The following is a 10,714-nucleotide window of genomic DNA, read 5'->3' as shown; positions in this document are numbered from 1 at the left end:
TGAAAGCGTAGACCAACAACGACCTGAAGAGAGGCGTGAAGGAGGAGACGAGCCATGAAAAAAGCGATGAGAACACACCTGATCCTGACCACGGCCATCCTGCTCGGCGCAGCGGTCCCGGCCCTCGCGGCCGAGAAATGCGCCAAGGAGCCGGTTACCGTCGGCTTCCTGCCCAAGCTCGACACCGACCCCTATTTCCAGGTCGCCAGGACCGGGGCGGAAGAGGCCCAAAAGGAGATCGGCGGCAAGGTGATCCAGCAGGCGCCGTCCCAGGCGACCGCCGAAGCCCAGATCGAGTTCATCAACAATCTGGTGTCCCAGAAGGTCGACGTCATCGCCATCTCCGGCAATGACGCCAATGCCGTGACGCCCGCCCTCAAGCGCGCCGCCAAGCAGGGCGTCAAGATCGTCTCCTATGATTCCGACGTCTCGGAAGCCGCCCGTTCGCTCTTCTTCAACCAAGCCAAGGGCGACAGCCTGGCCGAGATGATGCTGGAAAGCATGGGGCAGATGATCGGCTATGAGGGGGATTTCGCCATCCTCTCCTCCACCCCGACCGCCACCAACCAGAATGCCTGGATCGACTTCATCAAGAACAAGATGAAGGAGCCGAAATTCGCCAAGATGAAGCTGGTGCAGATCGCCTATGGCCAGGAGAGCGAGCAGGTCAACCAGCAGCAGGCCCTGGCCCTCGTCCAGGCCTTCCCGAACCTCAAGGGCATCATCATTCCCGCCGGCATCGGCCTGCCGGCCGCGGCGCGCGCCCTCGAACAGGCGGGCAGCCTCGGCAAGGTCAAGCTGACGGGCCTGGCGCCGGCCACCCTGATCAAGAAATACATCCAGAACGGCTCCGTCCAGGACATCTGGTGGAACGTCAAGGATCTCGGCTACCTCACCTATTACGGCGCCCAGCAACTGGCGCAGTGCAAGATCGAGGGCAAGCCGGGCGACAAGTTCAAGGCCGGGCGGCTCGGCGACTATACTGTGGGCGAAAAGGGCGAAGTGGTGCTCGGGCCGGCCAAGATCGTCACGCCGGCCAATGTCGAGGAATTCAAGTTCTAGCCGAGCCGGCGAAGGGAGCGGGCCTTATCATGCCCGGGCTTGACCCGGGCATCCAGTGCACGGGCCGTCGCCGCTTCGAACGCAAGACTGGATTGCCGGGGTCGAGCCCGGCAATGACAAGGCTCGAGCCACCTTCGTTCAGACATTCGGGACATTCACATGCCGCAATCCTGGTCGCTCGACTGGTCGCATGGCCAGGTGACGGTGCATGCCGGTGCCGCCGCTCTGGGCCGCGTGCGCTTTCGCCTCGAGGATGGCCGCTTCGTCGAACCCTTCCACGAGGCGCCCTGGATCACGGCCGGCGAAAAAGTCGAGCCGGGCCTGGAGAATCTGCGCGGCGATTGGCCGTGCCTGCCTTTCGGGCGGCTCTACAGCAGCGATGATCCCCTGGTCGGTGCCTGGCGGGGACTGGTGGATGCCTCGCTGCCGGACGCCGCCCATCCGCTCGTCCCGAGCGACCGCCTGCTGCATGGCTACAGCGCGGCGTCCGAATGGAAGCTGGTGGCGCGCATGCAGGATGCGATCAGCCTCAGCCTCGATTATCCCGGCGACTCGCCCATCGAACGCATCACCCGCACGATCCGGCCGATCGATGGCCAGGCGGGGTTGGAGGTCTCCGTCGAGATCCGGGCCCGGCGCCGTTGTGTCAGGCCCTTCGGCTTTCATCCCAACTTCGCCCTGCGCGGTGCGCCGGGATCCTTCCGCATCGAGCCCGGCCCCTATCGGTTCGGCCTGACCCATCCGGTCGCGGAGCCGGCGGCGCGGGCCGAGCCGGACCGCCGGTTCACGACACTTGCCGATGTCGCGGTGAAGGCGGGCGGCAGCGAACGTTTCGACAGGCTGCCCTTCGCCGATGACCGCGAGGACATCTTGCAGCTCTGCGGCATCGAAGGCGGCGTGCATCTCATCGATGAGCACGACCGCGTCGCCTGGGATCTTTCCTGGGACACGGCGAAGCTGCCATCCTGCCTCCTATGGATGAGCAATCGCGGCCGCAAGTTCCCGCCCTGGAATGGGCGGCATCTGTGCGTGGGTGTCGAGCCCGTGGCCTCGGCCTTCGATTTCGGGTCGGTGATCGCCGCCTCGGACAATCCCATCGCGCGTGCCGGCGTGCGCACGGCGCTCACGATCGAGCCCGAAACTCCGCTCACGCTCGGCTGGCGCATTCGCGGCCATGCCCAGGCGCCAAGCTAGCGCGACGGTTGCGTTTGTGTGAATGAGCGCAGGATGTGCGGAGTGTCGGGCTCCGGCTGACATCTTATCTGCCGGTGAGGACTTGGCTTTCAAGATGTCAGCCGGAGGCTGACACTCCCAATCCCGCCAAATGTGATTATAGTGCTGGCACCCCGCCTGCCGGTTCGCCTTTGTGGGCGCGTATTCAACTGGGTGAGGGCGCGTTGATCGCAAATTGCGCGGCGAAAGCCCGGATATAGGCGGGCCGGGCTTCGCCGCGAGCGACATAGGCCGCCAGATTTCGATATTCGTCCAAAAGACCGGATGGCCTCAGGCGCAGCAGCACGGATACCATCAGGAGATCGCCCGCGCTGAACGCACCGTCGAGCCAGTCGGCATCGCCCAGGCGAGACGAGAGCTGGTCGAGCCGGGCGCGAACGCGGTCCTTGACCAGCGGCAGGCGCTCCTCGCTCCAAGGCTTGTCGGCTTCGAATATCCTGGCTGTCACCAGTTCGAGGATCGGGGGCTCGACGGTGTTGAGCGCGGCAAACATCCAGGTGATCGCCCGCGCGCGGGCATCGGGAACCCCCGGCAGCAGGCCCGCATGCTTCTCGGCGAGGTGAAAGACGATCGAGCCGGTCTCGAACAGCGACAGGGAACCGTCCTCATAGGTGGGAATCTGGCCGAAGGGATGCAGGGCCAGATGGCCGGGCGCCTTCATGTCTTCGAAGGAAACCAGGCGAACCTCATAGGGCTGGCCCACTTCCTCGAGCGCCCAGCGGACGCGGGTGTCGCGCGCCAGTCCCTTGCCGCCGTCGGGCGAGCGTTCAAAGGCCGTGATGGTGATTGTCATCGCATCCTCTACCTTGCGTGAGGCGAATTTCTTCGGCCTCCTATTGGAACGACGAACGAGCCTGCCGGAGGGCGACATCGGCCTTGAATTATTTCCAGGGCCGGGCGCAGATCCAACAGGCCCGATTCCGATCTAGGGGCGTTGGGGAAAGAGCGAGGTCGCATGAACTACCCTGCCGGAACAGCCTATATCGATGGCGCCTTCGTGCCGATGTCGGAAGCCAAGATCTCGGTGCTCGACTGGGGCTTCCTGCATTCGGATGCGACCTACGATGTCGTGCATGTCTGGAAGGGCCGCTTCTTCCGTCTCGACAGTCATATCGAGCGCTTCCTGCGCTCAGCCGACAGGCTGCGCCTCACCCTGCCCGTCTCGCCCGGGGAATTGGCCCGGATCCTCGCCGAATGCGTCGCCCGTTCCGGGTTCCAGGATGCCTATGTCGAGATGGTGCTGACGCGCGGCGCCTCGCCGACTTTCTCGCGCGATCTTCGCGATGCCCGTCACCAGCTGATCTGCTTTGCCATTCCCTTCGGCTGGATCCTCAGGCCGGAACAGCGCGAGGCCGGGCTGTCGATCGTACTGTCCGACATCCGCCGCATCCCGCCGGATTCGGTCGATCCCACCGTCAAGAACTATCACTGGCTGGATTTCGTCATGGGCCTCTACGACGCCTATGACCGCGGCGCCCAGAGTGCCGTGCTGACGGACGCCGGGGGCAATCTTGCCGAAGGTCCCGGCTTCAACATCTTCACCGTGCGCCAGGGCCGGATCGCCACGCCGGATCGTGGCGTGCTGCGCGGCGTCACGCGCCAGACCGCCATCGCCCTCGCCGCCGAGCTCGGCTTTCCCCTGGAGGAGCGGCTCGTGGCGGCGGCCGAGGCGCTGGCAGCCGACGAGGTCTTCGTCACTTCGACCGCCGGCGGCATCATGCCGGTGACGCGGATCAACGCCGCCGCCGTCGGCGCGGGCCGCATGGGGCCGGTCACGAGGGCGCTGCTCGAAGCCTATTGGGCTAGGCACGATGATCCTGCATGGTCGACGTCGGTCGACGAGGTGCTCTCGGGGAACCTAGCAGGATAAGGCGTGACGGCCTTCCCCGCTCCGCGAAGAAGGCGAGCCATCGCTTCCTGCTTGCTGCATGTTCGATGCCGCCATGGCATTTTTTCTTGTCTCTTGGCAGGCGGCAGCCCTATGTGCATTCATGCTGTCATGCAGCATGACGATGCTGCAGGGCATTTCTCGCCTTTTCGACACCTTGTTCCAACGGCCTAGAGACTTCCCTCCATGTATGATTATGACATGCTCGTCATCGGCTCGGGCCCGTCCGGCCGGCGAGCCGCCGTACAATCGGCCAAGCTCGGCAAGTCGGTCCTGGTGGTGGAGAAGGGGCGGCGCGTCGGCGGCGTGTCGGTACATACCGGGACGATTCCTTCCAAGACGCTGCGCGAGACGGTGCTCAACTTGTCGGGCTGGCGCGAGCGCGGCTTCTACGGCCGCGCCTATCGCGTCAAGCAGGATATCGGCGCCACCGACCTGATGGTGCGTCTGCAGAAGACGCTCGACCACGAGGTCGAGGTGCTGGAGCATCAGTTCAGCCGCAATACCGTGCGCACGGCCCGCGGCGAGGCGCGCTTTCTCGGGCCGCACGAAATCGAGATCACCACGGAGACCGGCACGCGCAGCACGGTGACGGCCAACTACATCCTGATCGCCTGCGGCACGCGCCCCTTCCGCCCCGACTACGTGCCGTTCAATGCGGACAATGTCTTCGACAGCGACGAGATCATCGAGCTGCCCCGGCTGCCGCGCAGCCTCACCGTGATCGGGGCCGGGGTGATCGGCGTCGAATATGCCACCATCTTCAGTGCCCTCGACGTCGCCGTCACGCTGATCGAGCCGCGCTCGAGCTTCCTCGATTTCATCGACAAGGAACTGATCGAGGAGTTCATGCATGAATTGCGGGACCGCAACGTCTCGCTGCGCCTGGGTTCGCCGGTGGTCTCGATCGAGTGCGAGGACAGCCGTGTCGTCACCAAGCTGGGCGACGGACGCAAGGTATCCTCGGAGATGCTGATGTTCGCCGCCGGGCGCGTCGGCAATACCGACAGGCTGAACCTCGATGCGGCCGGCCTCAAGACCGATCATCGCGGCCGCATCGGCGTCAATCCGGCGACCTTGCAGACCGAGGTGCCGCACATCTATGCGGCCGGCGACGTCATCGGCTTTCCCAGCCTCGCCTCCACCTCGATGGAGCAGGGACGGGTGGCTGCCTGCCACGCCTTCGGCCTCGATCCGCCGCCGCCGCCCGAATATTTTCCCTATGGCATCTATTCGGTACCGGAGATCTCCACCACCGGCCTGACCGAGGAGGAAGTACGCCAGAAGGGCATTCCCTACGAAGTCGGCATCGCCCGGCTGCGCGAGACCTCGCGCGGCCATATCATGGGGCTGAACAGCGGCATCATGAAGATGATCTTCTCGACCAAGACGCGGCGCCTGCTGGGCGTGCATATCTTGGGCGAAGGCGCGACCGAACTGATCCATATCGGCCAGGCCGTGCTCAATCTCAAAGGCACGATCGACTATTTCATCGAGAACACCTTCAACTATCCCACCCTCGCCGAGGCCTACAAGATTGCCGGCCTCGACGCCTGGAACCGGATGGGGCGTTAGCGCGGCGCTGTCCGGGCCCTGTCCCCGCCTCGTGTAAAATCATAGGAGTTCGCCGTGTCCCCTGACCGCAAACTCGTCGTTCTTCTCGACGTCGACAACACGCTGCTCGACAATGACCGCTTCGGCGAGGACCTCGGCGACCATATCGAGGAAGCCTTCGGGGCGGACCAGCGGGCCCGCTACTGGACGATCTACGGCAAGATCCGCGACGAATATGGCTATGCCGATTACCTCGCCGCGCTCCAGCTCTTCCGCGCCGGGCTGGACGATGATCCCGGCCTGCTGCAGATGTCGAAATTCCTCTTGGAATATCCCTTCGCCGAACGCGTCTTTCCGAGGGCCCTGGAGGCGATCGCCCATCTCAAGACGTTCAGCGCTCCGGCCGTGCTCTCGGACGGCGACATCGTGTTCCAGCCGCGCAAGGTGCAGCGCGCCGGCCTGTGGGATGCGGTGGAGGGGAGGGTGATGATCTATCTGCACAAGGAGCAGATGCTGGACTCCGTGCAGCGCCATTATCCGGCGGCGCATTACGCCATGGTCGACGACAAGCCGCGACTGCTCGCCAAGATGAAGGCGGTGATGGGCGAAAAGCTCACCACCATCTTCGTGCGCCAGGGCCATTACGCCCTGGAGGCGGACATGAGCACCATCGAGCCCAAGCCCGACGTCACCATCGAGCGCATCGGCGATCTCCTGACGCTGGATCGGGCGGCTTTCACGAAGGCGGGATGAATTGGGGGGCGGGTCTTCAGACCCGCCATCTTCGTCCCGGCGGATGCTTGGTCTGAGGACCTGACCAATCGTCTCGATCAGTGCAGAGAAAAGCGCGGTTTTGTCATGCCCGGGCTTGTCCCGGGCATCCAGATGCAGCTCCAGCCGAGATTGCGGCCCTGGGTTGCCGGGACCAAGCCCGGCAATGACAAAGAAGGTCGAGGTTCCCGCGACTTTTCGATCAAAGCTCGGGAGGCCTACCCCCCGAGAACAGCCTCAGCGCACCAGTTCAAGGATCTCGAGCGTGCTGCAGCAGGTCTGCGGCATTTCCAGCCGCAGTTTGCGTGGGCCGGCCTTGAACAGATAGGCCACCGCGTCGGATTTGGGCGAGGCGCCATAGGCGACCGGCGGATCGTCGCCATTGGCATTGCCGCCCAGGAAGACGAAACGGGTGTTGCTGACGCGGTAGAGAAAGCCGCTGACCCGCTGGGAGCCGTTCACCTTGGCGAAGAACAGCTTGCCGCCGCGTTCGCTGATGGCGCATTTGAAATAGGGATAGGCGTAGACGCTGCCCTTGCCGTCATTAGCCTTGGAACCGTCGTCGAGCTGGGCGCTGCGGCAGCGCCAGCTACCGACGAGTTCGCGCGTATTGGCGATCGGCCTGGGCTCACCGGCGAGGATCTCCTCCAGGGCTATGCCGTCGGCCGTGTAGCGGGCGTTGGAGCCGAGCACCGCATCGACGGCGCTGCGGCGCGTCTGCTCGAAATTCATCAGGCGGGTGCGATCGGCATCCTCGATCGAAACGGGCAGCAGCGGCGTGGGATCGAAGTCGGAGGCGGCCAGGGCCGTGCCGGTGGCGGCCGCGAACCAGGCGAGAGCGGCGACGGCCAGACGACATCTAGTCATGATGATACTTCCAATTGGCAAGACGATCTGTTTGCCCCAGCTGGTGCTGCCCTGGCAAGGTGGTCGCAGCGTCATGGGTCATCGCGCGGTGTCTGGAGCCCGGAAGTATTTTCGCCTAAATGCTAGGTGCTTTTCTTCCGCCTGCCCTGCAACGGCGAGACATTGTTTGTGACTGTTCGCTATCTCTTCGCTGCTGCCCTCCTGCTGGCGGTTTTCGCTTGCCTTGCCACGCCGGGCAAAGCCCAGGCGCGCCAGGAGAGCCTGGACGAGGCGATCTGCCGCCTGATCGAGACCTCGGCGCGCGCCAACGACATTCCGCCCGAGCTCTTCACGCGGCTGATCTGGCGCGAGAGCAGCTTCCGGCCCGGCGTCACGTCCAGCGCCGGCGCCCAGGGCATCGCCCAGTTCATGCCGGGCACGGCGGCCGAATGGAAGCTCGACGATCCCTTCGATCCCGAAAAGGCGATACCGGCTTCCGCCGCCTATCTCACCGCGCTGAAGAACCAGTTCGGCAATTGGGGACTGGCGCTCGCGGCCTACAATGCCGGCCCCAGGCGCCTGTCGGACTGGTTCACGCGGCAGCGCTATTTGCCGGCGGAAACCGAGGCCTATGTCCGCTTCATCACCCATCGCAGCGTCTATGACTGGGCTTCCGCCGACGGGCTCAAGCGTGAGCGGGAGCCAGCCAAGCCGGCCAATTGCCTCGCCGTCGTCACGGCTGTGCGCAAGGAGGCGCCGCGCATGATCGAAGGGCCCTATGCGCCCTTCGGCGTGCAGCTGTCCGGCAATTTCTCCAAGGCGATCGCCATCGCCTCCTATGAGCGGGCGGTCAAGCGCTTCCCGGCCATCCTGGCGGGCCGGGAGACCTTGATCATCGGCACGCGCATGGCCGGGCGCGGGCGGCGGGCCTTTTATCGTGTCCGCTTGCCGGCACGCAGCATGCGTGAGGCGGGCCTCATCTGCGACAGGCTGCACCAGGCCGGTGGCAGCTGCGCGGTGCTGCGCAATTGAGGCCGGTGCCGGCCGCCCAAAGAAAAAGCCGGATGCGGGGGCACCCGGCAGTTGGGTCGTTGGGTCGGGCCGCAAAGCCCGAGAAAACCACGAGTGCGTCAACAGCTCGAAGTCATGCGGGCGGGCCCGCTCGAATGCCAGGAACGGTCTCAAGGCATCCGACTGCGAACTCAACCAGTGGGCCGGGGTTTGGTTCCGTGCCTCGGCGAGAAATTTTTGAAGCGGCCGCGAGCGCGCTGCGTAGAGCCTCGGGTGGGGCGCACCGGCGCTGTCGATATCAGAACATAACATGAACAAAATACTCGACAGGCACGGCGAGCTCGCCTAATTTTCCGGTCTCGATTCCGAAGTCGTCCAACGTTTTGCCGGCAGCGGCAGGAACCGGCTGGGCGGAATTCGTGCATCGTCACGGTGGAGCGAGATACCAGCCGATTTCGGTTTTCTGAACAGGGAGATCCGCCAATGACGTCGCAGGCCAGCAAATCCGAACGGGCTTTGCCGGAGGATCTGGAGGCGGACGTGGAGCGCGTCATCGCCGATTGCGACGGCGATGCGCGTATGGCCGTGCGCGTCCTGCTGGTCGCCAACAGCCACGCCATGGCGGAAATCTCCGCGCTCGAGGCCGAGATGGCCAAGCTGCTTGCCGACGTCTCGCGCGGCTATGCCCGCGGCCATTGGGAATGGCTGCTGGAACGGGCCGAGATCGGCATTCCCTATTCCCGGGGATAACCGAACGGAAGCTGATGCAACCCAGCCCCCTCGCTCAATGCAGGCAGGAAAAGAAAAAGCCCGCTTACGCGGGCTGGGAGGTTAGACGAGAGAGAGACGAGCTGGAAAGACGCGAACAACACGGCAGGGAGGGGATCTGTTCGGAGATTGCCGCGCCGTTCGCAGAATCAACTTAGCCGCTACGCTGTGTTCGCGCACACCGGCAAATTTGACGGACATTGGAAGAGACCCGCAGGCTGCGGCCGCCGCCTTGCCCGGCTTGCCGGAGCCTGCAGGACCGCTTGCCTCGCTGCGGGCCGGTGGCTTATGACGGCCGGCATATCCGCTCCGGAAACAGCCTCCGGAAACCGGCTTCCGGCGCCCGGCCGGGTTTTCTGCAATGATGTGAAATGGATAATGAGCTACCTCGATAATTTCATCAATCGCATGACGGCCCAGCGCAACTGCCTCGACCTTGCGGTCGAACTCGTCCGGGGCGTCGAGGGGCCGGTTCTCGAATTCGGTCTCGGCCACGGCCGGACCTATGACCATTTGCGCCAGAACTTCCCCGATCGGGACATCTATGCCTTCGACATCAGGGTGAGCCCCAATGTCTTCGTGCGCCCGGCGGACGAACTGCTCTTCCTCGGCGATATCGCCGAGACCATCCGCACCGCCGCCGAGCGTCTGCCGCGCAAGGCTGCGCTGGCCCATTCCGATCTCGGCCTCAAGGACAGGCAGGGCGCCGTGCCGATCGTGGCCGACATCATCGCTTATCTGCCCGGTCTGATGGCGAAGGGCGGCTTCTATATCTCCAATGTCGACATCGCCCTGGTGGACGGCGAGGTGCCGCCCGCCTTCCGGCGCCGGGACTTTCCCCAGGCGACGGGCGACCAATATCACATCTACGAGATTGTCTGAGAGGGGCGGGCGCATGCCGCCGTGGCGGGTGCCCTCGGGAGAAGTACCGTGAGCGACAGAGTCGAGGAGATCGAGGGGGTCAGGGTGCTGGTCTGCGCCGGGGACGGCGAGAAACTCGCCGGCGAGGGCGATGTGAACTGCTTTCTCGGCAAGGCCTGGGAGCAGGAGGCGACTATGATCGCGATTCCCGTCGCCCGGCTCGCTGACGATTTCTTCCGCTTGCGCACGCGGCTCGCCGGCACGGTGGTGCAGAAATTCGTCAATTACCGCCTGCGCCTCGCCGTGATCGGCGACATCTCGGCCTGGATCGCCGGTAGCGACGCCCTGCGCGATTTCGTGCGGGAAGCCAATCGCGGGCAGGATATCTGGTTCGCCGCCGACCTGGCGGAGCTGCGCAGCCGGCTATAGGCTTACCGTTCCGGTGACAGTCCATTTAATTGACAAAGCCAAAGCGCTCCGAGAGGTTACTTGCCTCCACGTCAAAAAGATCAACGATTTCAGGGATAAATGGCGGAGAGGGAGGGATTTGAACCCCCGATGGAGTTGCCCCCATGCCGCATTTCGAGTGCGGTGCATTCAACCACTCTGCCACCTCTCCGCAGCTGGTCGGGCGCTTCATATAGATATGCGCCGCGCGGGGCAAGACCGGAAGGGCGGAAAAATTGGGAGAAAATTGCGGCATGGCGCGGCGGACGATCG

General features: G+C 64.4%; 11 protein-coding genes and 1 tRNA gene. 9 read left to right on the top strand and 3 right to left on the bottom strand.

Annotated elements, in window-relative coordinates; all coding sequences use genetic code 11:
- The first annotated feature begins 54 nt into the window (after positions 1-54).
- Together C5L14_RS28220 and C5L14_RS28215 are read left to right on the top strand one after the other, a co-directional pair.
- Entirely contained in the window at positions 55-1,062 is a 1,008-nt protein-coding gene (locus C5L14_RS28220) for a rhamnose ABC transporter substrate-binding protein (protein ID WP_105865389.1), read from the top strand.
- A 159-nt stretch (positions 1,063-1,221) separates the two neighbouring features.
- Positions 1,222-2,256: a hypothetical protein gene (locus C5L14_RS28215; RefSeq protein WP_105865388.1), complete on the top strand. Its 1,035-nt coding sequence runs from the start codon at positions 1,222-1,224 to the stop codon at positions 2,254-2,256.
- A gap of 184 nt (positions 2,257-2,440) precedes the next feature.
- Here C5L14_RS28215 and C5L14_RS28210 read toward each other — a convergent pair whose 3' ends face one another.
- Positions 2,441-3,088 (bottom strand): glutathione S-transferase family protein, encoded by a 648-nt coding sequence (locus C5L14_RS28210; protein ID WP_105865451.1) that lies wholly within the window; start codon positions 3,086-3,088, stop codon positions 2,441-2,443.
- Between the two features lie 162 nt (positions 3,089-3,250).
- Between C5L14_RS28210 and C5L14_RS28205 the strand changes: the two genes are divergently transcribed.
- The 3 genes from C5L14_RS28205 (at position 3,251) to C5L14_RS28195 (ending at position 6,490) form a co-directional block, all read left to right on the top strand.
- A complete protein-coding gene (locus C5L14_RS28205) occupies positions 3,251-4,165 on the top strand; it encodes an aminotransferase class IV (RefSeq protein WP_105865387.1) in 915 nt (304 codons plus the stop codon).
- A gap of 204 nt (positions 4,166-4,369) precedes the next feature.
- A complete protein-coding gene (sthA, locus tag C5L14_RS28200) occupies positions 4,370-5,758 on the top strand; it encodes a Si-specific NAD(P)(+) transhydrogenase (RefSeq protein WP_105865386.1) in 1,389 nt (462 codons plus the stop codon).
- A gap of 54 nt (positions 5,759-5,812) precedes the next feature.
- Positions 5,813-6,490 (top strand): HAD family hydrolase, encoded by a 678-nt coding sequence (locus C5L14_RS28195; RefSeq protein WP_105865385.1) that lies wholly within the window; start codon positions 5,813-5,815, stop codon positions 6,488-6,490.
- A gap of 255 nt (positions 6,491-6,745) precedes the next feature.
- Here the strand turns inward: C5L14_RS28195 and C5L14_RS28190 are convergent, their stop codons facing one another.
- Positions 6,746-7,375, bottom strand: a complete 630-nt coding sequence (locus C5L14_RS28190) for a DUF4893 domain-containing protein (RefSeq protein ID WP_181161367.1) — start codon at positions 7,373-7,375, stop codon at positions 6,746-6,748.
- Between the two features lie 168 nt (positions 7,376-7,543).
- On the opposite strand from C5L14_RS28190, the gene C5L14_RS28185 reads away from it, so the two are divergent.
- The 4 genes from C5L14_RS28185 (at position 7,544) to C5L14_RS28170 (ending at position 10,423) form a co-directional block, all read left to right on the top strand.
- Entirely contained in the window at positions 7,544-8,386 is an 843-nt protein-coding gene (locus C5L14_RS28185; protein ID WP_105865450.1) for a lytic transglycosylase domain-containing protein, read from the top strand.
- A 462-nt stretch (positions 8,387-8,848) separates the two neighbouring features.
- Positions 8,849-9,115, top strand: a complete 267-nt coding sequence (locus C5L14_RS28180; RefSeq protein WP_105865383.1) for a hypothetical protein — start codon at positions 8,849-8,851, stop codon at positions 9,113-9,115.
- 396 nt (positions 9,116-9,511) lie between these two features.
- Entirely contained in the window at positions 9,512-10,015 is a 504-nt protein-coding gene (locus C5L14_RS28175; RefSeq protein ID WP_105865382.1) for a class I SAM-dependent methyltransferase, read from the top strand.
- 48 nt (positions 10,016-10,063) lie between these two features.
- A complete protein-coding gene (locus tag C5L14_RS28170; RefSeq protein WP_105865381.1) occupies positions 10,064-10,423 on the top strand; it encodes a DUF4180 domain-containing protein in 360 nt (119 codons plus the stop codon).
- A gap of 100 nt (positions 10,424-10,523) precedes the next feature.
- Here the strand turns inward: C5L14_RS28170 and C5L14_RS28165 are convergent.
- A tRNA-Ser gene (locus tag C5L14_RS28165) sits at positions 10,524-10,613 on the bottom strand.
- Positions 10,614-10,714: the final 101 nt, after the last annotated feature.

This window comes from Labrys okinawensis (genome assembly GCF_002982075.1).
Lineage (GTDB): Bacteria > Pseudomonadota > Alphaproteobacteria > Rhizobiales > Labraceae > Labrys > Labrys okinawensis_A.
Note: the sequence above shows the minus strand (reverse complement) of the source record. Positions and strands in the feature narration are given on the sequence as shown.

Bases quoted from the DNA above. Each gene is read 5' to 3' on its own strand.
- C5L14_RS28220 (WP_105865389.1), top strand. From the start codon at position 55: ATGAAAAAAGCGATGAGAACACACCTGATCCTGACCACGGCCATCCTG.
- C5L14_RS28215 (WP_105865388.1), top strand. From the start codon at position 1,222: ATGCCGCAATCCTGGTCGCTCGACTGGTCGCATGGCCAGGTGACGGTG.
- C5L14_RS28210 (WP_105865451.1), bottom strand. From the start codon at position 3,088: ATGACAATCACCATCACGGCCTTTGAACGCTCGCCCGACGGCGGCAAG.
- C5L14_RS28205 (WP_105865387.1), top strand. From the start codon at position 3,251: ATGAACTACCCTGCCGGAACAGCCTATATCGATGGCGCCTTCGTGCCG.
- sthA (WP_105865386.1), top strand. From the start codon at position 4,370: ATGTATGATTATGACATGCTCGTCATCGGCTCGGGCCCGTCCGGCCGG.
- C5L14_RS28190 (WP_181161367.1), bottom strand. From the start codon at position 7,375: ATGACTAGATGTCGTCTGGCCGTCGCCGCTCTCGCCTGGTTCGCGGCC.
- C5L14_RS28180 (WP_105865383.1), top strand. From the start codon at position 8,849: ATGACGTCGCAGGCCAGCAAATCCGAACGGGCTTTGCCGGAGGATCTG.
- C5L14_RS28175 (WP_105865382.1), top strand. From the start codon at position 9,512: ATGAGCTACCTCGATAATTTCATCAATCGCATGACGGCCCAGCGCAAC.